Raw genomic sequence first — 25,167 nt, 5'->3', positions numbered from 1 at the left:
CTTTTGCAACCCTTTTTTAAATATATACCGTAATGGCTTATCCTAACAATGATTTATCGCGTTTTCTAGATGCGCAGAACAAACTTTACCTTACCGCTCTTTCTGAAATTAATAAAGGAAAAAAAGAAACGCACTGGATGTGGTTTATTTTTCCTCAGATTAAAGGATTGGGTACAAGCGATACAGCAAATCTTTATGCCATTAACGATCTGAAAGAAGCTTCTGAATTTTTGGAACATCCAATATTAGGAAAACATCTTATAGAAATTTCAGAACTCTTATTAACTTATAATAAGAAATCTGCTGAAGCAATTTTTGGAGACTTAGATGCTCGTAAATTACGCTCTTGCATGACACTTTTCTTTTTAGCAGAAAATACTAATCCTATATTTCAAAATATATTAGATGCTTTTTTCTCTGGAGAATTAGATCCGCTTACTATGTCTATTATTAATTCAACAATAAAATCTTCTGTAGAGACCGAAGCAGTTTAACTGTTTTATCTTAATGATTATTTAATTAAAACGACACTGCTTACTTTAAGCAATGTCGTTTTTTTTTATACGGAATATGGTAAGGAATATATCGATTAAACAAATTTTAATCACTTCTTATTAAACTCTATGATCCTTTTGGTTTTGTTAAGTAGTAAACTGGAATTCCAGCCAGCATAATTAAAACACCCCAGCCACAAGTCGAAAATTTTGTAAACAATAAAGAAATACAAATTGCCGAAGCGATTATAATGTATAACATTGGCAAAAATGGATATCCGAAAGCTTTATAAGGTCTATCTGCATCTGGCATTTTTTTTCTCAGAATAAAAATGCCATAAATTGTCAAAATGTAGAAAATCAAAACAATAATAATAACAAAATCCAACAAAGCGTTGTATTTTCCTGTCAAACACAAAGCAGAAGCCCAAATACACTGTGCCCATAAAGCCCATGCCGGTACGCTGAATTTATTTAATGCAGTTGCTTTCTTAAAAAACAAACCGTCATTTGCCATTGTATAATATACCCTTGCACCTGCCATAATTAATCCGTTATTGCAGGCAAAAGTCGAAATCATAATCATAATTGCAATAATAATTGCGCCATTGTCACCAAAAATATATTGAGAAGCCACAACTGCGACACGATCCGATTTTGCAGTTGCAATTTCGTTAAGCGGAATAACAGCCAAATACATTAAATTAGTCAATACATAAATGATAGTAACAATAAAAGTTCCCAGGAACAAACTAAGACCAACATTTCGTTTTGGGTTTTTAATTTCACCTGCAATAAAAGTAACACCATTCCAGGCATCGCTCGAAAATAAAGAGCCCACCATTGCAGCCGATATACCAGCAATCAAAGCTGTACCGCTTATTGGAAACCACCCTTTTTCTTTAATATACGTAGATGTTTCCCATGCGTTAGTCCAGTTGGCGTCCCATACCGAAGCTTTCGCAGCAAGCGTTAATCCAAAAACGATTAATCCCAGCAATGATAAAATTTTGATAATAGTAAGAACTGTCTGCAGAATCTTTCCGTTTTTTACACCTCGGCTGTTTACAAAAGTCAGCAGGATAATTGTAAAAATAGAAACAATCTGAGCAGCACTAAGTTCAAAAGAGCCTAATTTAAATAATATATTTTCGTCACTAAAAGGTTCATACAAATAAGCTGCAAATTTAGAAAAAGCTACACCTACGGCTGCTATTGTTCCAGTTTGTATTACAGCAAAAAAACTCCAGCCATACAGAAAGGCAATTAATTTATTGTACGATTCTTTTAAGTATACATATTGTCCTCCCGCTTTAGGGAACATTGCGCTTAATTCGCCATAGCTCACAGCGGCTATGATTGTAATTAAACCTGATACGAGCCAAATCAGAGTAAGCCATCCTGCAGAACCAACTTGTCTTGCTATATCGGCACTTACTATAAATATTCCAGAGCCAATCATAGATCCCACTACAAGCATGGTTCCGTCTAATAATCCGAGTTCTCTTTTAAAATGTTCCTGGTTTTCTTCTTGCATTGTTTTTGGTTTAGGGTTTGTTAAAGATATACTTTTTTTAGAAATTTTAGAATTTGCATTATAGATTTTAGATTATTATTCAACGATTTGTATTTAGTCTCATAAAATTTGTAATTATGGTTATTCATTTTTTCAAGCGATTTATAAGTATAAATCCTTAACTTTATTTCAGAATTTTGACCCTTTAATTAACCGTTTTTAAAAATCAAAAGACATGAAAAAAAATATTTTTCTAATTGTATTACTCTTTTCTTCATTATATACATTTGCTCAAGATATTACAGGTGATTGGAAAGGTATTCTTAAAGTTCCAGGAGCAGAACTTAATCTTGTGCTGCATATTATAAAAACTGAAAATGGCTTAAGTGCTACTTTGGACAGCCCTGATCAGAAAGCACTTGGAATACCAGTCACTGCGACGAAATTTGAAAATTCAACTTTAAAGTTTACTGTACAACAACTAGCTATAGAGTATGAAGGAATTCTTGATAAAGATCAAGTTATTACAGGAACTTTTAAACAAATGGGACAATCTCAACCACTTAATTTAAAGCGTTAAGATTTTTTAATTTAAAATAATATAATACTATGACTTGGGATCCAAAAAAATACAACGAATTTAAAAAAGACCGTTTTAAACCTTTTGATGATCTTACAAGTCATATTATCAATAAACCAAATCTTAAAATTATAGATTTAGGATGCGGTACTGGCGAGCTGACAAAAAAGCTTTCTGAAAATTTTACAGATTCTGTTGTACTGGGCATTGATAATTCTGCAGAAATGCTGGCAAAAACAACAAGTCAGGAGAATCTTAAATTTAAACAATTATCAATTCCGGATCAGTTAGATGAGGATACAAAATGGGATTTGATTTTTTCTAATGCAGCATTACAATGGATAGACAACCATTATGAATTATTTCCTAAAATAATATCCCGAATTAATACAAAAGGGCAATTGGCCATACAAATGCCTCAGCAAAATGAAAATATACTCAATAAAATACTGCTTAATTTAGTGCAGGAAGAACCATATTCTTCTTATTTAAACAATTGGACACGCCCATCTCCAGTTTTGACTCTGGATGAATATGCTAAAATTCTTTTTGATAATGGAGGAAAGGATATCGTTTTATATGAAAAAGTGTATCCTCTTATTTCTGATAAAAAAGATACTTTTTTTGATTTCATTTCAGGATCTGCTCTTACTGTTTATCAAGAGCGCCTGCAAGAAAATGAATTTGAAGAACTCGCTGCTGAGTTTAAGAAAAGGATTTATTTTTATTTTCCAGCTATTCCGTCAATATATGCTTTTAAGAGATTGATTATTTATGCTTCTTTTTGAACTTATTGCAAAACACGATTAACCTGTGTAAAAGTTCTTTCGTAATAAGGTTCTTTTGTAGAAGATATCATAACACCGCCATGTGTAGAAGAATGAACAAATTTTATTTCTCCATCTGCAACCTCAACCACCATACCAACATGGTTAATCTGGCGCCTTCCATTGGTTCTAAAAAATATTAGATCTCCTTTTTGAGCTTCATCACTGCTAACTTTTGTTCCAATTCTGGATTGTTCTATAGAACTTCGAGGTAATTTAATATCAAAATTATTAAATGTACAAATCATCAATCCAGAGCAGTCAAAACCAGCTTTTGTAGTACCTCCAGATCGATATCTGGTTCCTATATTTTGAGTTGCATTAGAAATTAGCTGGTTTACCAGATCAGAATGATTTCCTGCTCTTACATAGGTGGAATCTGTTTTTATTTCAGGTTTATTTTCTGCAATTTGTTCTGATGAAGTTATAGCGGGTATATCTTTTAGTTGTTGATTTGCTTTTAGAGCCTCTATAGCATCGGCTTTTTCTTTTGGAATTCGAATTTTTAGCAGGAAACCTGCTGGTGTCTGCCCCTTAATTGCTGGATTCTGTCTTTCTAATTCTGCTACTGTAATACCGTATTCTTTAGAAATTCCATATTTGGTTTCCTTGGGCAAAACCTCTCTATAAACTTCTACATCAGTTGAGATTACTGTTTTTTCGTTTTCTGCAACAGTTTTTAAGTCATTAGAAGAAAGAGATGGAATAGAAATCTGCTGTCCAATTTTTAAGCCTTCTGTCTCCAAAAGCGGATTCGCCTTTTTTAAATCATCAACAGAAACATTATATTTTTTTGAAATTCCCCAAAGTGTTTCTTTTGCTAAAACTTCATGAAAACCTGGGGTATTATTCCCAGTATTTTCTACAACATCTTTTTGGTTTTTATTGGGAATTAATAAAATCGAATTGAGTTTTAAAACCTTAGGAGCGCTGGGATTTGCGTCTTGTATATCTTTGGCTTTAAGTCCGTATTTTTTAGCTATTATAGTTAGATTTTCTCCCTTTGATATTTTGTGCTGGATAAATTTTTCTTGAGAAAAAACTCCGACACTAAAAAAAAACAACACTATAATTAATCTAAAAACCATACCTATTAAAGTTTAATGAATACTTCTTTAAGTTTAAATAATATAACTTTAAGCCTAAATGATATAACTCTAAAGAAGGCGAATATATTATGTAAAAAGCGAATTTAACTTTTTAAACTAAAAGAAACACATTTTTTAACAACTAATTTCATCCAAATTAAGATGTTCGGTATAAAAATTGAGCCAACTTTTTGAAATGCAGATTTTTACAAAACACCATAATTTTAAATTTAATATTAACTTAACTTTCAAAAACTTGTGAAAAAACTACTCTTTATTTTTCTCTTATTCCCATTAATTTCAATTGCACAAAATCAAAAAGGGTTTGTATTTTCTATAAATAATGAACCTCTTGAAGATGTTAATATTTTTGCTGTAAACAGCAAAACTGGAACTATAACTAATAAAACAGGAGAATTTTCGACAGCTGCTTTTTCAAATCTAAAAGCAGATGAAATATTAGAATTTTCTCATATAGGCTACAAAACCGTGCAACACTCGCTGCAATATTTAACAAAACATAAATTTAAAATCTACCTTGAAGAAAGTGTTCAAAATTTATCAGAAGTAGCAATTTCATCGAACGCAAAATTAAAAACAAGCCTTTCTTTTAATATGCTGAGTCCGTTAAAAAATCCTGTATTTTCATTTGGCTCTTTTTTAAAAGACGGGAAAATTTATGTAAGCGGCGGAGATGCATATCCTGAAATAAATTACTTAGAAAAAGGCCGCGCAGAAAGAGCTGGCTACACTATAGCCGACTATATGGCTGGAGTGAATGTAGATTTTACAAAAAGACATTATAAAAAATATCTTTCTATATATGATATTAAAACCAATACTTGGGAATCTTCAAAATTAAATTTAAAGGCAAGAGGCTATCACAGCCTGCATTATTACAATAATTTGATTTATGTTTTAGGAGGTAAAAGAATTCTAGTAAACTTTAAAAGCAGCTGGGAATATTTAGAAGATCAGATCGAAGTTTTAGATCTTGACAAACAAAGTATTAAATTAGATAACACAAACCCTCATCAAGCAGCAGATTTTGCTTCGTTTAGTTATGGCGACAATATTATTGTAATGGGAGGTTCTGTAAAAAGAAGCGAAAAAGATGTAAAAGCCTTTACCAACAAAGTGCATTTATACAACATTACTTCAGGAAATTGGTATGAACTTGCATCTATGCCCACCGCTAAAGAAACGACAGGAACTATAATTGGCGAAAAAATCTATCTCATTGGCGGTAATGACGGAAAACCCACTTCTCAAATTGAAACTTTTGACTTAACGACTGAAAGCTGGCAGATTGAAGGTGAATTGTTTACTGAATTAGAAAGGCCGGCTATTACCTTTCATGAAAATATTATCTACTTTTTTGAAGATCAAAAAATGTGCACTTATAATATAAAAACAAAACAATTGAAAGAATATGAAATTGATATTGAATTAAAATATTCGGCCATGTATTACGATAATAACAAATTATACATTTTAGGAGGCCGTTTTGAAAACAGCTATTCTAAAGTCCCTTCTTCAAAAGTATTCAGTATTGATCTGGAAGAATTTAAGCACACTAAACCTATTAAAACAAAAACCTTATCACAAGAAAAAAATAGTGTAAAATCGAACGGTTAAATCTTTTTATTCTGAAACTCTTTTCGAAAATTTTCTTTTGAAACCGACTGCCATAGCCCGGATGGAAGCGACATCCTTTTATGGCGGTCCCGATAGCTATCGGGAGCCATAAAAGATATAGCGGACAGCCGGATTAGCTCCTAATAAAAAATGCCCTGTTTTCACAGAGCACTTTTAGTATAATTGAACTTTAAAAATTTAAGCTTTTCCTGCCGCAATTAAGTTTAATGCAGAACCAGCAACGAACCAGCCAATTTGACCTGCGTTGTACGTATGGTTTGCCAAGATAATGTCTTTTGTACCATCTTCATGAACAAATTCTAACGTTAATGGTTTTCCAGGAGCAAACTCCGTTAAATCTGTAAAGTTGATTGTATCATTCTCTTGGATTTTATCATAATCGGCTTCATTAGCAAAAGTTAATCCCAAAAGACCTTGTTTTTTAAGGTTTGTTTCGTGAATACGAGCAAAAGATTTTACTAATACCGCTTTGACACCTAAGAAACGAGGTTCCATTGCGGCATGCTCACGAGAAGAACCTTCACCGTAATTGTGATCTCCTACAACAATAGAAGGAACTCCAGCTGCTTTATAAGCACGAGCGACAGTGGGAACCGCCTCATAATCTCCAGTTAATTGATTTTTAACAGAATTTGTTTTTTGGTTGAATGCATTTACAGCTCCAATCAGCATATTGTTTGAAATATTATCTAAATGTCCGCGGAAACGCAGCCAAGGTCCAGCCATAGAAATATGGTCAGTCGTACATTTTCCGAATGCTTTTATTAATAATTTAGCAGCTGTTATATTTTTACCATCCCAAGCATCAAACGGAGCTAGCAATTGTAAACGTTCTGACTCAGGGTTAACTACAACCTGAACTCCTGAACCATCTGCAGCGGGAGCCTGAAATCCCGGATCTTCGGCATCAAAACCTTTTGGAGGCAATTCGTCTCCTGTTGGCGCATCCAGTTTTACTTCTTCTCCATCTTCATTGATCAAAGTATCTGTTAATGGATTGAAACCTAAATCTCCTGCAATAGCCATAGCGGTAACCAATTCTGGAGAACCTACGAAGGCTAAGGTATTTGGGTTACCATCTGCACGTTTTGAGAAGTTACGGTTGAAGGAGTGAACGATTGTATTTCTTTCTTCTTTCTCTGCACCATCTCTGTCCCACATACCAATACATGGTCCGCAGGCATTAGCAAAAACGGTAGCACCGATTTTTTCGAAAGTATCGATAAATCCGTCTCTTTCGATTGTATAACGAACTACTTCAGAACCTGGAGTAATCGTAAATTGAGATTTGGTTTTTAAGTTTTTAGCACTTACTTGTCTGGCTAAAGAAGCTGCACGTGCAATATCTTCGTAAGAAGAGTTGGTACAAGAACCAATTAAACCAACCTGAATTTGTAATGGCCAGTTATTTTTGATTGCTTCTTCTTTCATTTTAGAAATTGGCGTAGCTAAATCTGGAGTAAAAGGTCCGTTTAAGTGTGGCTCCAATTCTGTTAAGTTGATTTCGATAACCTGATCAAAATATTGTTCTGGGTTTGCATAAACTTCTGGATCTCCAGTTAAGTAAGAAGCAACTTTATCTGCAGCATCGGCAACATCGGCTCTGTTTGTAGAACGCAGGTAACGACTCATAGAATCATCGTAACCAAAAGTCGAAGTTGTAGCTCCAATTTCTGCACCCATATTACAAATAGTACCTTTACCAGTACAAGACATAGCAGTTGCACCTTCACCAAAATATTCAACAATAGCACCAGTACCACCTTTTACAGTAAGAATACCCGCTACTTTAAGAATTACATCTTTAGGAGCTGTCCATCCTGATAATTTACCAGTTAATTTAACTCCAATTAATTTAGGAAATTTTAATTCCCAAGCCATGCCTGACATAACGTCTACTGCATCGGCTCCACCAACACCAATAGCCACCATTCCTAAACCACCTGCATTTACAGTGTGAGAATCGGTACCAATCATCATTCCGCCTGGGAAAGCATAATTTTCGAGTACTACTTGGTGAATAATTCCTGCTCCTGGTTTCCAGAAACCAATTCCGTATTTATTAGAAACTGACGACAAAAAGTCGAAAACTTCGTTGCTTTGTGTTTTTGCTCTGGCCAAATCGGTTGCTGCATCTACTTTTGCCTGGATTAAGTGATCACAATGAACTGTTGTTGGAACTGCTACTTTAGATTTACCTGCGTGCATAAATTGCAATAATGCCATTTGCGCAGTTGCATCCTGACATGCAACACGATCGGGTGCAAAATCAACATAATCAATTCCTCTTCCAAACGCCTTAGATGGATTTCCGTCCCAAAGGTGATTGTATAAAATTTTCTCCGTTAAAGTAAGTGGACGACCGACAATTTCGCGTGCTTTATCAACACGACTTGGCATCTTTTCGTACACCTTTTTAATCATTTCAATATCAAAAGCCATAAGATTTGTTTGTTTTATTATTGTTTTTTGAACATCACAAGATACAAAAAATAGAGCAGTTATTAAAAAAAAAGTCCGAGTTTTATGACTCGGACTTTGAATTATAATTACTAATATTCAGATTACATAACTAACTGTTTATTAGACGGTGCAAACTTAGTTAAGTTGATTCCGTCTACTGCAGCTGTATACTCATCCATTGTAGGAGTTCTGCCTAAAATTGTAGAAAGGACTACTACTGGAGTAGAAGAAAGCAATGATTCCCCTTTTTTTCCTTCTGTATCTTCTACTACCCTTCCTTGAAAAAGACGAGTAGAAGTTGCCATTACAGTATCTCCTTTAGCAGCTTTTTCCTGGTTACCCATACAAAGGTTACACCCTGGACGCTCTAAGTATAACATGTTTTCATATTCCGTACGTGCAGCACCTTTAGGAGCATTATCGTCAAATTCGAAACCAGAGTATTTTTGTAAAACTTCCCAGTCACCTTCTGCTTTAAGCTCATCAACAATGTTGTACGTTGGCGGCGCTACTACAAGCGGCGCTTTAAACTCAACTTTACCTTGCTGCTCTTCTATATTCTTAAGCATTTGAGCCAAGATTTTCATGTCGCCTTTATGAACCATGCAAGAACCGATAAACCCAAGGTCTACTTTTTTAATTCCTCCATAAAAAGAAAGAGGTCTGATAGTATCGTGTGTATATCTTTTAGAAACATCAATATTGTTTACGTCTGGATCAGCAATCATTGGCTCTGAAATCTGATCAAGATCAACCACAACTTCAGCATAATACTTCGCATTTGCGTCTGGAGTCAATGCTGGTTTCTCTGCCGATTTAATCTCTGTGATTCTCTTATCAGCTTTATTAATCAATCCTTGAAGAACGTGTTTTTCGTTATCCATACCTTTGTCGATCATGATCTGGATTCTGCCTTTTGCAATTTCCAACGACTCGATTAAAGTATCATCTTCAGAAATACAGATAGAAGCTTTTGCTTTCATTTCTGCAGTCCAATCTGTAAATGTAAACGCTTGGTCAGCAGTAAGAGTTCCAATATGAACCTCAATAATTCTACCCTGGAAAACGTTCTCTCCACCAAATTGATGAAGCATTTGGGCCTGAGTTGCATGAACCACATCACGGAAGTCCATATAACCTTTCATATCTCCCTTGAACGTCACTTTTACTGATTCCGGAATTGGCATTGAAGCCTCACCCGTAGCCAATGCAAGAGCAACAGTTCCTGAGTCTGCACCAAAGGCAACACCTTTAGACATTCTTGTATGAGAGTCACCACCAATAATGATAGCCCACTCGTCTATAGTAATATCATTAAGCACTTTGTGAATAACGTCAGTCATTGCGTGATAAACACCTTTTGGGTCACGAGCTGTGATCAAACCAAAATCGTTCATGAATTTCATCAATTTTGGAATGTTTGCCTGAGCTTTTTTATCCCAAACCGAAGCAGTGTGACAGCCTGACTGGTATGCACCGTCAACGATTGGCGAAATCACTGTTGCAGCCATAGATTCTAATTCCTGAGCAGTCATAAGACCAGTCGTATCTTGCGAACCTACGATATTAACTTCTACACGAACGTCAGAACCAGCATGTAATACTTTTCCTTGAGTGATTCCAACAGCATTTTTATTAAAGATTTTTTCTACTGCTGTAAGACCTTGTCCTTCATGAGAAATTTCTTTTGATGGAGCAAATACAAGCGGAGCTTCTACATCTAGAACTCTCGCAGCAAATGTTTGAAGTTTTTTACCAAAGACAATAGCATAAGAACCACCAGCTTTAATGAATTCCATTTTCTGAGGAGTAAATGCTTTAGAAATATCCATTACTTCCTCATCACCGCTATAAAGTTTCTTCTCTTTTATGTTTATTGTTAGAACAGTTCCTGTAGCAATAGAATAGGTTTGCTCCAGAATTGGTTCATCGTTTTCATTACGAACAACATTCCCGTTTACATCAACTTTTTTAATCCAGTTTTTAAGATCTAAACCAATTCCGCCAGTAACATCAACAGTGGTTAGGAAAATTGGAGAAATACCATTTGTTCCTCCTACAATTGGAGCAATATTAACAAACGGAATATAAGGACTTGCTTGTTTACCAGTCCAAAGAGCCACGTTGTTTACACCTGACATTCTTGAAGAACCAACACCCATTGTTCCTTTTTCAGCAATCAACATCACACTTTTATCAGGATGCTGTGCTTGAAGCATTTTAATTTCGTCTTGTGCCTCAGGAGTAATCATACATTTACCATGAAGTTCACGGTCAGAACGTGAGTGAGCCTGATTACCCGGAGAAAGTAAATCTGTAGAAATATCGCCCTCTCCAGCAATATAAGTAACTACCTTAATTTCGTCAGCTACATCTGGCAGTTTTGTAAAAAACTCAGCCTGAGCATAGCTTTCAAGAATTTCTCTAGCAATTTTATTTTCATTTTTAAACGCCTCTACTAATCGGTCTGTATCCGCTTCATAAAGAAAAACCTGGGTTTTAAGAACTTTTGCAGCTTCTTCTGCAATAGCAGTGTCATTACCTAAAGCTAAATCAAGCAGTACTTCTATTGAAGGTCCTCCTTTCATGTGCGACAATAATTCAAATGCAAAAGCAGGTGTAATTTCGCTCACAACAGATTGACCAAGAATGATCTCTTTTAAGAACTTAGCTTTTTCACCAGCTGCACTAGTTGTTCCAGGCAAAGTATTGTAAATAAAGAACTTAAGCGAGTCATTTCGGTATTCATTGTTTAAATCTTTGATTTGTTCAATGATTTCACTTAATAATGCAGCGCTGTCAATTGGTTTTGGGTGAAGTCCCTGATTTTTTCTTTCTTCAATCTCTTGGATATAATCCTTATAAATGTTCATAATATAGGCAGATTTATTTTTTTTCGCAAATTTACGTATTAATGCCGATAATTAAAAAAAATATAATAGAACTCCCCTTTTCAAAAATTATTATTGCTAAAAAACGATTTTCATTGCTGGTTTTTACTAAAATCTCAATTATGAATTAAAAAAATGAATTATTAACATTTTAAAATCTTTTCTTTAACAAAGTCGAAATTTAATGTTAAGAAGGATGTCAGATTTTACCCCATTTTTAGCAAAGAATCTTTCTAAATAAAGAATTATAACGTTATAGTTGATCAATTTTCTTCTAATTCCGGATCATCTATAACTATAAACAAAGTAGAAAAATTTCAAACAATCACTAATAATAAAAAAAGCAAATAAAAAGTTTGTTTTTCAATAATTATTATAACTTTGCAACTCAAAGTACTTTTAATTATAAACCAAAAACAAATGAATACAACTGAAATAAACCGCATATTTTACGATCGCATTGGTGTAAAAATCAGCTTGGCTGTAACACTATTCAGCACCCTCCTGCTTATGGTTTCTATCTTAGGAAGCAGGATTGATTACAAAAGCTTCCAAATGCTTTCTATTATTAACATCATTATTTTGCTTCCTTACGGAGCTATTGTAAGTTTCAACATTTTAAGAAATAGAGAAAAATATCAGCATTTAGTACCATTTTTATTCCTCAACTGGTTTGTAGGATGTTTTTCAACTAATATTCATATTAATGTTTTTGAAAACCTGCCTATTTGGGTATACCTTACAACGTTTCTATTTTGTCTTTCTAACTTTATTATTTACAACAATTTAAAAAACAAATCTGTTAACCTGATTTCTTATTTTATAAATGGGTGTTCTTGTATTTTGATTCTTTATTATGCTGTTTACCTTATTCCAATTTTTATATTTTCAGTAATAGGTATTCTTGCCCTAGGATTGGGCTTTTACGGTTTGGTTCCGGGAATTGTACTGATGATTCATGCTCTAAAACTTTCAAAATTAGTTTTCGAATACAAAAGTAATTTTTACGCGTTTTGTTCTGGAATAGCAGCTGTTTTTGCAACTCTATTTATTTTTATAATACTACTCAATAATGAAAGTAAGAAAATAAACAAATACAGCGTTACAAAAACATTTGAACAAAATGATGACCTTCCTGCTTATATCAAAATTTCACAAAATCTAAAACCTAATTTTCTTAATGAAATTCTATTAAAAAAAGACATCGTTTACCTTTATTCAGATAATTTCTTTACCATGAGGGATTTCGGGGAATTTGGAAGTAACGTTCAATATAATGAAAGAAAAACACACGATCCATTTTTAAATATTGCTTATTATTTTATTCCCAATAATAATTTAAGTGCAGATGACCAAGTCAATATCCTGAAATCTAATTTTGATAAAAGACTGGAAACCGAAGAGCAATTATGGAGTGGCAAAGATCTGCTGACTAAAAATATTAAAGAAGATGTAAAAATTTACCCAAATGACAGATTAGCCTACACAGAAATAACAATTGATGTAGTGTGCGATAAAGAAAGCTGGCAGCAAAATGAAGCGATATACTCTTTTCAACTTCCCGAAGGCTCTGTAGCAACATCGTTATCACTTTGGGTAAATGGAATAGAAAGAAAAGGTGTTTTGACAACCAAGGAAAAAGCCAAAGAGGCCTATAAGCAAATTGTTGGTGTAGAAGCTCGCGATCCTTCGCTGATGCAATGGAAAGAAGGCAATAGAGTTACTGTGCGTGTTTTCCCGATTACCAACGATCTACCCCGTACTTTTAAATGCGGTTTTACAACTCCATTAAAAGTTATAAACGATAAAATGGCCTATCAGAGCTTAAACATTAAAGGACCAAATATTAACGGAGCTTCAACAGTTTCACGAATTCAGGTTAGCGGAAACACAAAATTTGAAGCATCAAAAGATTTCGATCTTCAAAACAATTATTATATCAATAACTCTAAAGGTTTAGAAGACTGGAAAGCAGAGTTCCCCCTGAAGAAACAAGTTGCAAAAAGTGCATTTACATGGAAAAATAAAAGCTACGAAATAAAGCCAATTGTAAAGGAAAAAATCAAATTTAAACCAAGCGAAATTATTCTTGATCTTAACAACAGTTGGAAAATTGAAGAAATCGAAGAATTACTAAAACTTCATAGCCAAAAGTATTTCGTTATACTAAATAACTCTAAAACCGAAATAAATAATTCTAATTATATAGACATTTGGGATCAATTTGAAGAATTGAATTACTCTCTGTTACCACTTTTTGATTTAGAAAAAAGCAGTTTGATAATCACAAAATGCAGTACATTTTCTGCCAATTTTGAAGAATTAGAATCATCTGATTATTTAAAAAAGATTAAAAAAGATGTAAAAAATAAAAATCTTAAAGTCATTAATATTTCTGAAGAGATAAATCCTTTCTGGCAGACTGTAAAGGAGCAAAAGTATGTTGATTATATTAAAACTGATATTTATAACTGTTTAAATCTGGTGCAGCACAATAACTTTCTTAAATTTCAAACCAGCGAAAACAGCATTAATATAGAAACTGCCGGAATTTCTATTTCAGAAAATCCTGCGATTCAAAAAACTGGAAATGGTTCTAATCATTTATATAGAATGTTTTGTTTTGGAAAAGTTTTGAACGATCAGGTTGAGATACAAAATGATACTCTTGCACAAAATAAATATGTTGACTTAGCAAAAGATGCCAATATTGTAACTCCTATTTCATCATTGATAGTTTTAGAAACAGATCAGGACTATGCAGATAATGGAATTGAAAAAAACATCAACACTTTAGGAAATGCTTCTATCAACAATGACGGCGCAGTTCCAGAACCTCACGAATGGGCAATGCTCATTATAAGTTTGTGTTTTATTTTATTCTATTTCAAAAAGAAAAAATTAGCCTGTTAATGAATGATTTAATTTCTAAAAAAAGTAAAATATTCCTTGCTGTTCTTGCAATACTTATAGTGTTTGTAAGCAACAGCAAGATATTGCTATCTGGCTTAAACAGTGATTTTTTTGGTATAATTATTTCATTTTCCCTTTTTGTTATTGGAGGCAGAAAGTCAAACTTTAAAATAAATTATTTTCTAATAATACTCATTTTACTGCTTGAATTTGTCAGTTACAGACTGCATACAAAGTCGGTTCATTTTCTGGCTGTAATTTTATTTCTGTGTTTGATTTTTCATTTTTTTACAGGTAAATTTTCTTTTATCGCATTTATCTGCATTGTGTTATTTTCGACACTTTTCAGCACTTTTTTTGTCCATTTGACTTCAGAAATAAAACAAAGTCTTTGTTATGTAGTGTATCTCACGTTGAAAAATTTTATACCTATACAAAAAATAGAAGGTGTTAATTTTTATATCAACAACGCTAAAATAACAATTGATACCGCTTGTATGGGATTATCAATGTTTAAAACCGGATTATTATCTGGCGCAATATTGTTAACCTTAGAAGAGAGAAAACAGAAACAACATTACGGAATATTCCAAATACTTGTTTTTTGTATTCTAATTATTTTTCTAAATATCATATCTAATTATTTCAGAATTATAACATTAATAATTTTTAATTGCACTCAGGAAAATGTTTTACACCATACTATAGGTTTGATCTGCTTTGCATTTTATCAAATCCTCCCAATGCTTGTGATTATACAGTATATAAAGCCTAAATTGACTAATAGTGCTGTACAAAAAATACAGCCAAATGCAATTATAGTATTAGTCTCTTTTTTACTTATTATGATAACAGGTGCAAAAATTAAAAATGAGAACAGGAACGACTTTCTTAAAGAGGTACAATCCAATTACAATACAAAAACAGGAAACTGGGTAAATCTTGAGGTTTTTAAGATTGAAACTGAAGAAAAATTAACTTATATCAAAACTCCATCTCATAACCCTTTAGTATGCTGGACTGGCGATGGCTACAAAATCATCAAAACAAATAAAATTTTAGTAAACAAGGAAGAAATATGGTTCAATAAAATGGAGAAAAACAACATTCACTACAACTCTTATTGGTGGTATGAATGCGATGGCAAAAAATACACTTCTTTTATAAAGATTATGTATCTAAAACTGCTTTACAATAAACCGATTTTTTTAATCAACGAAACTGCCAAAATAAATTAAATTAAAAACCCCAAACTAGAAATAACATCTTGTTTAGGGTTTTATTTATTTGTAAACTACATTAGTTTTTGTATGATAATTTCTTCTGTAATTCCTTCAGCATCTGCTTTATAGTTTTTGATGATTCTATGTCTTAAAATTCCAACAGCAACTGCTTTTACATCTTCTATATCTGGCGAAAACTTACCATTAAAAGCTGCATGTGCTTTTGCTGCCAGTATTAGATTCTGAGAAGCTCTCGGTCCAGCTCCCCAATCCAGATAATTTTTAACAAAATCATTTGTCAGAGGATTATCCGGTCTCGTTTTACTCACTAGAGTTACTGCATATTCAATAACATTATCAGCAACAGGAATCCTGCGGATTAAATGTTGGAAATCTATAATTTCCTGTGCAGTAAATAACGGATTTATTGTTGTTTTAATATCAGAAGTGGTACGTTTTACAACTTGTACTTCTTCCTCAAAGCTAGGATATTCTAATTTTACAGCAAACATAAAACGGTCAAGCTGTGCTTCTGGAAGCGGGTAAGTTCCTTCCTGCTCAATTGGGTTTTGAGTTGCTAATACAAAGTACGGCAAGTCTAATTTATAATTTTGCCCTGCAATTGTCACAGAACGCTCCTGCATAGCTTCTAATAAAGCTGCCTGAGTTTTTGGCGGAGTTCTGTTAATCTCATCTGCAAGAATTATATTAGAGAAGATTGGTCCTTTTATAAATTTAAATTGTCTGTTTTCATCCAAAATTTCACTTCCCAAAATATCAGAAGGCATTAAATCTGGTGTAAACTGAATTCTTTTAAAATCTAAACCCAGAGCCTGAGACAAAGTATTGATCATTAAAGTTTTTGCCAAACCGGGAACACCTATCAAAAGTGCGTGTCCTCCAGAAAATATACAAAGTAAAATTTGATCTACAACGGCGTCCTGCCCTACAATGATTTTTGCTATCTCTGTTTTTAATTCGTTTCTTTTTTGAACTAAATTATGAATTGCTGTTACGTCAGACATTTATGAATATATTTTAAATTAAAAAGAGTTAGTTGTATGAAATCATAAAACTAACTCTTTTCTTTATTTAATAAAAATTATTTTTTCAACCAATTATTAGCAAAACTACATTCTCTGTATTCTCCGATAATTTTGATATAAGTATCTTTAATTTTTGTATCAAACCATTTAGCAATTGCGTCGATTTGTTTTTCTTTTAATGCTAATTCTTTAATTTTAGTATAATCTTTAGCATAGTCAGCCGTATGTGCTTCAATTCTATTGGTAACTGTAATTAATTTATACGTTTTTTTACCTTTTTCATCTGTGTTTAAAAGCGGCTGTGAAATTTCATTGTCTTTCAAATTAGAAACCTGGCTGTATAAAGTCGGATCCATTTTTGTCAATTCAAAACGTGTATCCTGTGTATTAGGATTTACTAAAGTTCCTCCGTTTGTTCTGGTTTCTTTCTCATCAGATTCTGTTCTTGCTGCATCTGCAAAAGTTAATTCTTTATTTACAATCTTATTTCTAACATTGGTGATTCTTTCTTTTGCAGCCTTTAAAGCATCTTCAGAAACTGTTGGCGAAATTAAAATATGACGTAATTCTACTTCTTGTCCTTTTATTTTATCAACCATAATAATATGATATCCAAAATTTGTTTCAAAAGGAGCCGAAATTTCACCTTCCTGCAAACTAAAAGCTACATCTTTAAATTCCTTAACAAATGGAGTTTTTCTTGTCATTTTATAATAACCTCCATTAGGCGCAGATCCAGGATCCTGTGAGTACAAAACTGCTTTTGTCGCAAAACTAGAACCTTCTAAAACATCTTTTCTAATAGCGTTTAATCTGTCTTTTACTTTTTGTTTATCTTCTTCAGAAACTTTTGGTTCTACCACGATTTGTGCAACTTCCATTTCTGCTCCAAAAGTCGGTAATTCTTCTTTTGGAATTTTCTTAAAGAAATTTCGAACTTCTTCTGGAGTAATCTCCACATCTTTAACAATTTTATCTCTCATTTCTGAGGCTAATTTTTGCTCTTTTAAGATGTCAGAAAAATAAGTTTTAAATTCTTCTACAGAACTTTTTTTATAGTATTCTACAACTTTATTAATATCCCCAACTTGTTGAATCATATAATTCAAACGGTCGTCCATCATAGTTCTTACTTCAGCATCACTCACAATGATACTATCCTGAATCGCCTGATGCGCATATAATTTATCTTCCAAAAGTTTTCCAAGCATCTGACATCTTGTAATATCTTTTACAGAACCACCTTGACTTGCAATCTCCAAATATCCTTTGTCAATATCAGAATCCAAAACAATATAATCTCCTACAGTGGCAATAATACCATCTATTTTCTGTCTGCCTCCAGTTTTCGGAGCCTCAGCCGGCTTTTCTGCTACAGCATCTTTAATAACTTCCTGAGCCGAAATAATTGAGTTGAAAAAAAGTAAAAAACATATTGTTAACACTAGCTTGCAATCAATTGTTTTTAGCTGTAATTTTTTTAATAACATTATTTTAAATTTAATTTTGAATGTAAAGATCTTGCTTTAGAATTTCCTTTAAACCAAAACTCATTAAATCTATAATTTCAGAAAAGGATCTAAAAATACTAAATAATTAAGTTCTAGCTGATTTTAACTTATCACGAACAAAAATAACAATTCAATTACATAATACAACTATCAGCTATACTATTAACAAAAAATTATATGCCACAGTAAATCGAATCTTTAAAAACCAACAACTCTAGCGCTTTTTATTGCTGATTCAGGCTTAAAATCAAAGCATCAAGATTAAAAACAGAATAGTATTTATTTTTAATTGGCAGTAAATAATAGTACTTTTGCATCCTATTTATACAAAATATGAGCTTTTTAAAAGAAATACAACGCAGAAGAACATTCGGAATTATATCGCATCCCGATGCCGGTAAAACAACTTTAACAGAAAAATTATTGTTGTTTGGAGGTGCAATTCAGGAAGCTGGAGCTGTAAAAAACAATAAAATTAAAAAAGGAGCCACGAGTGACTTTATGGAAATCGAACGCCAAAGAGGGATTTCGGTTTCAACATCTGTGCTTGCTTTTAATTATAGAGATAAAAAAATCAACATCCTGGATACTCCTGGTCACAAGGATTTTGCTGAAGACACCTTTAGGACTCTAACGGCTGTTGATAGTGTAATCGTTGTTATTGACGTTGCAAAAGGGGTTGAGGAACAAACTGAAAAATTAGTTGCAGTTTGTAGAATGCGCAATATTCCGATGATTGTTTTCATCAACAAATTAGACCGTGAAGGAAAAGATGCTTTTGACCTTATGGATGAAGTAGAACAAAAACTAGGTCTAAAAGTTACGCCTTTAAGTTTCCCTATTGGAATGGGTTATGATTTTCAGGGAATTTACAATTTATGGGAAGAAAACATTAATCTTTTTAGTGGAGACAGCCGTAAAAATATCGAAGAAACTATTGCTTTTTCTGATGTACAAAACAATCCTGAATTAGATAAAATTGTGGGTCAAAAAGCAGCGGAAAAACTTCGTGAAGAATTAGAGTTAATCGATGAAGTTTATCCAAAATTTGAACGTCAGGATTATTTAGACGGAAAAATTCAGCCTGTATTTTTTGGTTCTGCCTTGAATAATTTTGGAGTTAGAGAATTATTAGACTGCTTCGTTGCAATTGCACCATCTCCTAGACCTAAGGATTCTGAAACTCGTTTAGTTGATCCAGCTGAAGACAAAATGTCTGGATTTGTATTTAAAATCCATGCTAATATGGATCCTAAACACCGCGATCGTCTAGCATTTATCAAAATTGTTTCTGGAACTTTTGAAAGAAATAAACCTTATTATCACGTTCGTCAAAAGAAAAATTTAAAATTCTCGAGTCCTAATGCCTTTTTTGCAGAGAAAAAAGAAATCGTTGACATTTCGTATCCTGGAGATATTGTGGGATTACATGATACTGGAAACTTTAAAATTGGAGATACCCTAACTGAAGGAGAAATTATGAGTTTTAAAGGAATTCCAAGTTTCTCTCCAGAACATTTTAGATACATCAACAACGCCGATCCGATGAAAGCTAAGCAATTAGAAAAAGGAGTAGATCAGTTAATGGATGAAGGTGTTGCTCAGTTATTTACTTTAGAAATGAACAATCGTAAAGTTATCGGAACGGTTGGTGCGCTTCAATATGAGGTAATTCAATATCGTTTAGAGCATGAATACGGTGCAAAATGTACTTATGAGAATTTCCCTGTACACAAAGCATGCTGGGTAAAACCGGATGACGCAAAAAATGAAGAATTTAAGGAATTTAAGCGTATCAAACAAAAATTTCTCGCGCACGACAAATATGGACAATTAGTATTTTTGGCCGATTCGGATTTCACTATTCAAATGACACAAAGTAAATATCAAAGTGTAAAATTATTTTTCACATCAGAATTTGATTAATTTTTATTTACACAATTTCATAAAAAAAGCGCTAATTTTCATTAGCGCTTTTTTGTTTTTAATTTGAATTAATCAACCTTTATCAAGTCATTAATATTCTAAAATTTTATTCTTTTCATAATTGCGTTGCTAATTTAAAACAATAGAATTCATCAAGGAAAAATACTCGACGAAGTGAAATAAAATCGGACGAACTACATGTTTTATATTTCAAAAAAAAAGCCCCTTAAAAAGGGGCTTTAATAATTTATGCTTGTCCTGCCGGACCAAAATTAAGCGGTATTGGTGCTTGTTCGGTCTCTTTGATTTCGCCATGAGCGGCTTCAAATCGATGAATATTTTCTCCAATTGCACGCAATAATCTTTTAGCATGTTGTGGTGTCAAAACAATTCTTGACTTTACCTTGGCTTTAGGAATACCTGGCATAATGCTTACAAAATCTAAAACAAATTCTGATGATGAGTGATTGATAATCGCAAGATTAGAATAAATTCCTTCTGCAATAGTTTCGTCTAACTCAATATTAATTTGCTCTTGTTGTTGTTTCGGATTACTCATAGTTCCTAATTAATAAATATATTCTTCTTTATTAGCCATCATTTCATTGTAATCGTCTTTAGATCCTACGATAGTATTATCGTATTCTCTCATACCAGTTCCTGCAGGAATTCTGTGTCCAACAATTACATTTTCTTTTAATCCTTCTAAATCATCTACTTTACCAGCTACAGCAGCTTCGTTAAGTACTTTTGTTGTTTCTTGGAAAGAAGCAGCAGAAATGAATGATTTAGTTTGTAACGAAGCTCTCGTAATACCTTGTAAAACTGGCGTTGCAGTTGCAGTAATTACGTCTCTTGCTACAACAAGATTTTTATCATTTCGTTTTAATAATGAATTTTCATCACGTAAATCACGAGGTGTAATAATCTGACCTGGTTTCAATACAGCAGAATCTCCAGCATCTTCAACTACTTTCATACCATACAACTTATCATTTTGAACGATAAAGTCTTTAGTATGAATCAATTGATCTTCTAAGAATAATGTATCTCCCGGATCTTGAACTCTTACTTTACGCATCATTTGACGAATAACTACCTCAAAGTGCTTGTCATTAATTTTTACCCCTTGTAAACGGTATACCTCTTGAATTTCATTTACCAAATACTGTTGAACAGCAGCTGGACCTTGAATTCTTAAGATATCATCTGGTGTAATTGCACCATCAGATAATGGAACTCCCGCTCTTACGAAGTCATTTTCTTGTACTAAGATTTGGCTTGAAAGTTTAACTAAATACTTTTTAATTTCACCAAATTTAGATTCGATAACGATCTCACGGTTACCTCTTTTGATTTTTCCAAAAGAAACAACACCGTCAATTTCAGACACAACCGCTGGATTTGAAGGGTTACGAGCCTCAAGCAACTCAGTAATTCTTGGTAAACCTCCCGTGATATCGCCTGCTTTAGAAGAACGACGAGGGATTTTTACTAATACTTTACCTGCTTTAATTTTCTCACCGTTCTCAACCATAAGGTGGGCACCTACTGGTAAGTTATACGAACGAATCAATTCACCTTCTTTACCATAAACTAATAAAGTTGGAATTAATTTTTTGTTTCTAGCTTCAGAAATTACTTTTTCCTGGAAACCAGTCTGCTCATCGATCTCCACCATGAACGATTGTCCTTGCTCTAAATCTTCGTAAGCAATCTTACCAGTAAATTCAGAAACAATTACACCATTATATGGATCCCACTTACAGATTACAGTTCCTTTAGCAACAGTTTCTCCATCTTTAACAAAGATGCTAGAACCGTAAGGAATGTTATGTGTATTTAAGACGATTCCAGTTTTTTCGTCAACTAATTTCAATTCAGTTGAACGTGATACTACGATATCAGTCGCATTACCTTCGCTGTCTTCACCTTTAACAGTTTTTAAATCTTCAATCTCAAGTCTACCGTTGAATCTTGTAACAATACTAGACTCTTCAGAAATACCTCCAGCAACCCCTCCAACGTGGAACGTACGAAGTGTTAACTGTGTACCTGGCTCACCAATAGACTGAGCTGCAATAACTCCGACAGCTTCACCTCTTTGTGTCATCTTACCAGTAGCTAAGTTTCTACCGTAACATTTAGCACAAATACCTTTTAAAGCTTCACAAGTTAATGGAGATCTAACCTCTACTTTTTCAATTGGAGAAGCTTCGATAGTTCTCATAATTGCTTCAGTAATTTGCTGGCCAGATTGAACCATTACTTCATTAGTAAGTGGATTTATAACATCTTGCAATGCAACACGTCCTAAAATTCTTTCCCCTAATGATTCAACGATTTCCTCATTTTTCTTCAAAGCAGAAACTTCAACACCTCTTAAAGTTCCACAATCTTCGATGTTAACAATAACATCTTGAGAAACGTCATGAAGCCTTCTTGTCAAGTATCCAGCATCGGCAGTTTTAAGAGCCGTATCCGCAAGTCCTTTACGAGCACCGTGAGTAGAAATAAAGTACTCAAGAATCGAAAGACCTTCCTTAAAGTTAGAAAGAATCGGGTTTTCAATAATCTCACCACCACCAGCAGTAGATTTTTTAGGCTTAGCCATCAAACCACGCATACCAGTTAACTGACGAATCTGTTCCTTAGAACCCCTCGCTCCTGAATCAAGCATCATATATACAGAGTTGAAACCTTGTTGGTCTTCTCTAATATTTTTCATTGCTAATTCTGTTAACTGCGCATTTGCTGAAGTCCATACGTCAATAACTTGGTTGTAACGCTCGTTATTTGTAATAAGACCCATGTTATAGTTAGTTGAGATACCTTCAACTTGTTCTCTCGCATCTGCAATTAACTTAGTTTTTTGTTCTGGAATTCTAATATCACCTAAAGAGAATGATAATCCTCCTCTAAATGCGAATTTATAACCCATATCTTTCATATTATCCAAGAAAGCTGCCGTTGTAGGTACATCAGTCACACTTAAAATGTGTCCGATAATATCTCTAAGGTTTTTCTTAGTCAATACGTCATTTATATATCCTGCTGCTTCAGGTACTACTTCATTAAATAATACACGTCCCGCAGTTGTTTGAATGATTTTGAACACTAATTCTCCAGCGTCATTAAAATCTTTTGCTCTAATTTTCACACGAGCATTCAATTCTAATCTTCCTTCGTTTAATGCAATGTTTACTTCTTCAGCAGAATAGAAAGTTAAGTCTTGACCTAAAATTACATGTTCTGGAGTTGAGATACGTTCTTTGGTCATATAATATAGACCCAAGACCATATCCTGAGAAGGTACAGTAATTGGAGCACCATTTGCAGGATTCAAGATATTATGAGAAGCCAACATTAATAATTGTGCCTCTAAAATAGCCTCTGGTCCTAATGGCAAGTGAACTGCCATCTGATCCCCATCAAAATCGGCGTTGAAAGCCGTACATACTAATGGGTGCAATTGGATCGCTTTTCCTTCAATTAATTTTGGCTGGAAAGCTTGAATACCAAGTCTGTGTAACGTCGGAGCACGGTTAAGCAATACTGGGTGTCCTTTAATTACATTTTCAAGGATATCCCAAACTACAGGCTCTTTTTTGTCTATGATTTTCTTAGCAGATTTTACTGTTTTAACAATACCTCTTTCTATCAATTTACGGATAACGAAAGGTTTGTATAATTCAGATGCCATATCTTTTGGCAATCCACATTCGAATAATTTTAATTCTGGACCAACAACAATTACCGAACGAGCAGAATAATCCACACGTTTTCCAAGTAAGTTTTGACGGAAACGTCCTTGCTTACCTTTTAAGGAATCAGATAATGATTTTAATGGTCTGTTAGATTCTGTTTTAACAGCAGAAGCTTTACGAGTGTTATCAAATAATGAATCTACAGATTCCTGTAACATACGTTTTTCGTTTCTTAAGATAACTTCTGGAGCTTTAATCTCCATTAATCTTTTTAAACGGTTGTTACGGATGATTACACGACGGTATAAGTCATTTAAATCTGAAGTTGCAAAACGACCTCCATCAAGCGGCACAAGCGGACGTAATTCTGGTGGAATAACAGGAACCACTTTCATAATCATCCACTCAGGACGATTTTCACGGTTTAAGTTAGACTCACGGAAAGACTCAACAACTTGTAATCTTTTTAAAGCTTCAGTTTTACGTTGTTTAGATGTTTCGTTATTAGCACTGTGTCTTAATTCATAAGATAAAGCATCTAAGTCAATACGAGCCAATAAATCCATAATACATTCTGCCCCCATTTTGGCAACAAATTTATTAGGATCCATATCATCTAAATATTGATTTTCTTGCGGAAGAGTATCTAAAATATTCAAATATTCTTCTTCAGTTAAGAAATCTAATCTTTGTAATGATTCTCCATCTGCATTTTTAGCAATACCAGCCTGGATTACTACGTATCTTTCATAGTAAATGATCATATCTAATTTCTTAGATGGAAGACCAAGGATATAACCAATTTTGTTAGGAAGAGAACGGAAATACCAAATATGAGCAATAGGCACAACAAGGTTGATGTGTCCTACTCTATCACGACGTACTTTTTTCTCAGTAACTTCAACACCACAACGGTCACAGATGATACCTTTGTAACGAATTCTTTTATATTTTCCACAAGCACACTCAAAATCCTTAACAGGTCCGAAGATTCTTTCGCAGAAAAGTCCGTCACGCTCAGGTTTGTGAGTTCTGTAGTTAATTGTTTCTGGTTTCAACACCTCTCCTCTTGATTCTTTCAAGATAGATTCTGGTGAAGCTAATCCAATTGAGATTTTGTTAAACCTTTTAACTGGATTTTTATCCTTATTATTGTTTCTATTATTCATCATAGTTTTTACTATTGATTTATCTGCAATTAAAAATTGATTTTATTTCAGTCTAAAGTCAAATGTCATAAAGTTTTTAAAGTCACGAATGACTTTGGACTTTGGACTTTCAAACTTTGGACTTAAACACTACCTCGGATTACTTCTCTAAACT

At 33.4% G+C, this 25,167-nt stretch carries 15 protein-coding genes; 7 read left to right on the top strand and 8 right to left on the bottom strand.

The features are described from left to right. The first annotated feature begins 32 nt into the window (after positions 1-32). Complete coding sequence (locus tag B0A68_RS21700; RefSeq protein ID WP_035684904.1) at positions 33-494, top strand: DUF1810 domain-containing protein; 462 nt, start codon at positions 33-35, stop codon at positions 492-494. 127 nt (positions 495-621) lie between these two features. Here the strand turns inward: B0A68_RS21700 and B0A68_RS21695 are convergent, their stop codons facing one another. Beyond that, the gene (locus B0A68_RS21695; RefSeq protein WP_035684905.1) at positions 622-2,031 is read right to left on the bottom strand and encodes an APC family permease; all 1,410 of its coding nucleotides are present in this window, start codon (positions 2,029-2,031) and stop codon (positions 622-624) included. 214 nt (positions 2,032-2,245) lie between these two features. Between B0A68_RS21695 and B0A68_RS21690 the strand changes: the two genes are divergently transcribed. Both B0A68_RS21690 and B0A68_RS21685 read left to right on the top strand, forming a co-directional pair. Continuing rightward, positions 2,246-2,590, top strand: a complete 345-nt coding sequence (locus B0A68_RS21690; RefSeq protein ID WP_035684908.1) for a hypothetical protein — start codon at positions 2,246-2,248, stop codon at positions 2,588-2,590. Positions 2,591-2,619: 29 nt separating this feature from the next. Further along, on the top strand, positions 2,620-3,378 hold the full coding sequence (locus tag B0A68_RS21685; RefSeq protein ID WP_035684912.1) for a methyltransferase domain-containing protein: 759 nt from the start codon (positions 2,620-2,622) through the stop codon (positions 3,376-3,378). Between the two features lie 2 nt (positions 3,379-3,380). Here the strand turns inward: B0A68_RS21685 and B0A68_RS21680 are convergent, their stop codons facing one another. Beyond that, the gene (locus B0A68_RS21680; RefSeq protein ID WP_035684915.1) at positions 3,381-4,505 is read right to left on the bottom strand and encodes a C40 family peptidase; all 1,125 of its coding nucleotides are present in this window, start codon (positions 4,503-4,505) and stop codon (positions 3,381-3,383) included. 258 nt (positions 4,506-4,763) lie between these two features. On the opposite strand from B0A68_RS21680, the gene B0A68_RS21675 reads away from it, so the two are divergent. Next, entirely contained in the window at positions 4,764-6,143 is a 1,380-nt protein-coding gene (locus B0A68_RS21675; protein ID WP_035684916.1) for a Kelch repeat-containing protein, read from the top strand. A gap of 198 nt (positions 6,144-6,341) precedes the next feature. Here B0A68_RS21675 and B0A68_RS21670 read toward each other — a convergent pair whose 3' ends face one another. Together B0A68_RS21670 and B0A68_RS21665 are read right to left on the bottom strand one after the other, a co-directional pair. Then, on the bottom strand, positions 6,342-8,606 hold the full coding sequence (locus B0A68_RS21670) for an aconitate hydratase (protein WP_035684919.1): 2,265 nt from the start codon (positions 8,604-8,606) through the stop codon (positions 6,342-6,344). A 122-nt stretch (positions 8,607-8,728) separates the two neighbouring features. After that, a complete protein-coding gene (locus tag B0A68_RS21665; protein ID WP_035684921.1) occupies positions 8,729-11,500 on the bottom strand; it encodes a bifunctional aconitate hydratase 2/2-methylisocitrate dehydratase in 2,772 nt (923 codons plus the stop codon). Between the two features lie 438 nt (positions 11,501-11,938). On the opposite strand from B0A68_RS21665, the gene B0A68_RS21660 reads away from it, so the two are divergent. Both B0A68_RS21660 and xrtN read left to right on the top strand, forming a co-directional pair. Further along, entirely contained in the window at positions 11,939-14,431 is a 2,493-nt protein-coding gene (locus B0A68_RS21660) for an XrtN system VIT domain-containing protein (protein ID WP_035684923.1), read from the top strand. After that, the gene (gene xrtN, locus B0A68_RS21655) at positions 14,362-15,669 is read left to right on the top strand and encodes an exosortase N (RefSeq protein WP_035684926.1); all 1,308 of its coding nucleotides are present in this window, start codon (positions 14,362-14,364) and stop codon (positions 15,667-15,669) included. Before B0A68_RS21660 ends, xrtN begins: the two co-directional genes overlap by 70 nt. A 56-nt stretch (positions 15,670-15,725) precedes the next feature. Here the strand turns inward: xrtN and B0A68_RS21650 are convergent, their stop codons facing one another. Continuing rightward, positions 15,726-16,679 (bottom strand): AAA family ATPase, encoded by a 954-nt coding sequence (locus tag B0A68_RS21650; protein ID WP_035684929.1) that lies wholly within the window; start codon positions 16,677-16,679, stop codon positions 15,726-15,728. Between the two features lie 77 nt (positions 16,680-16,756). Continuing rightward, positions 16,757-18,190 (bottom strand): peptidylprolyl isomerase, encoded by a 1,434-nt coding sequence (locus B0A68_RS21645; protein ID WP_035684932.1) that lies wholly within the window; start codon positions 18,188-18,190, stop codon positions 16,757-16,759. A 354-nt stretch (positions 18,191-18,544) separates the two neighbouring features. Here B0A68_RS21645 and B0A68_RS21640 point away from each other — a divergent pair, with 354 nt between their 5' ends. After that, the gene (locus B0A68_RS21640; RefSeq protein WP_035684935.1) at positions 18,545-20,137 is read left to right on the top strand and encodes a peptide chain release factor 3; all 1,593 of its coding nucleotides are present in this window, start codon (positions 18,545-18,547) and stop codon (positions 20,135-20,137) included. Between the two features lie 247 nt (positions 20,138-20,384). Here B0A68_RS21640 and B0A68_RS21635 read toward each other — a convergent pair whose 3' ends face one another. Continuing rightward, the gene (locus B0A68_RS21635; protein ID WP_012024017.1) at positions 20,385-20,696 is read right to left on the bottom strand and encodes a DUF3467 domain-containing protein; all 312 of its coding nucleotides are present in this window, start codon (positions 20,694-20,696) and stop codon (positions 20,385-20,387) included. Between the two features lie 9 nt (positions 20,697-20,705). After that, entirely contained in the window at positions 20,706-25,016 is a 4,311-nt protein-coding gene (rpoC, locus tag B0A68_RS21630; protein ID WP_035684937.1) for a DNA-directed RNA polymerase subunit beta', read from the bottom strand. Positions 25,017-25,167 lie beyond the last annotated feature (151 nt).

Source organism: Flavobacterium reichenbachii (assembly GCF_002217435.1).
Classification (GTDB): Bacteria; Bacteroidota; Bacteroidia; order Flavobacteriales; family Flavobacteriaceae; genus Flavobacterium; species Flavobacterium reichenbachii.
This window is presented reverse-complemented; position numbering and strand designations above follow the sequence as displayed.

Coding starts and splice junctions, on each gene's coding strand:
- B0A68_RS21700 (WP_035684904.1), top strand. CDS start 33: ATGGCTTATCCTAACAATGATTTATCGCGTTTTCTAGATGCGCAGAAC.
- B0A68_RS21695 (WP_035684905.1), bottom strand. CDS start 2,031: ATGCAAGAAGAAAACCAGGAACATTTTAAAAGAGAACTCGGATTATTA.
- B0A68_RS21690 (WP_035684908.1), top strand. CDS start 2,246: ATGAAAAAAAATATTTTTCTAATTGTATTACTCTTTTCTTCATTATAT.
- B0A68_RS21685 (WP_035684912.1), top strand. CDS start 2,620: ATGACTTGGGATCCAAAAAAATACAACGAATTTAAAAAAGACCGTTTT.
- B0A68_RS21680 (WP_035684915.1), bottom strand. CDS start 4,505: ATGGTTTTTAGATTAATTATAGTGTTGTTTTTTTTTAGTGTCGGAGTT.
- B0A68_RS21670 (WP_035684919.1), bottom strand. CDS start 8,606: ATGGCTTTTGATATTGAAATGATTAAAAAGGTGTACGAAAAGATGCCA.
- B0A68_RS21665 (WP_035684921.1), bottom strand. CDS start 11,500: ATGAACATTTATAAGGATTATATCCAAGAGATTGAAGAAAGAAAAAAT.
- B0A68_RS21660 (WP_035684923.1), top strand. CDS start 11,939: ATGAATACAACTGAAATAAACCGCATATTTTACGATCGCATTGGTGTA.
- xrtN (WP_035684926.1), top strand. CDS start 14,362: ATGGGCAATGCTCATTATAAGTTTGTGTTTTATTTTATTCTATTTCAA.
- B0A68_RS21650 (WP_035684929.1), bottom strand. CDS start 16,679: ATGTCTGACGTAACAGCAATTCATAATTTAGTTCAAAAAAGAAACGAA.
- B0A68_RS21645 (WP_035684932.1), bottom strand. CDS start 18,190: ATGTTATTAAAAAAATTACAGCTAAAAACAATTGATTGCAAGCTAGTG.
- B0A68_RS21640 (WP_035684935.1), top strand. CDS start 18,545: ATGAGCTTTTTAAAAGAAATACAACGCAGAAGAACATTCGGAATTATA.
- B0A68_RS21635 (WP_012024017.1), bottom strand. CDS start 20,696: ATGAGTAATCCGAAACAACAACAAGAGCAAATTAATATTGAGTTAGAC.
- rpoC (WP_035684937.1), bottom strand. CDS start 25,016: ATGATGAATAATAGAAACAATAATAAGGATAAAAATCCAGTTAAAAGG.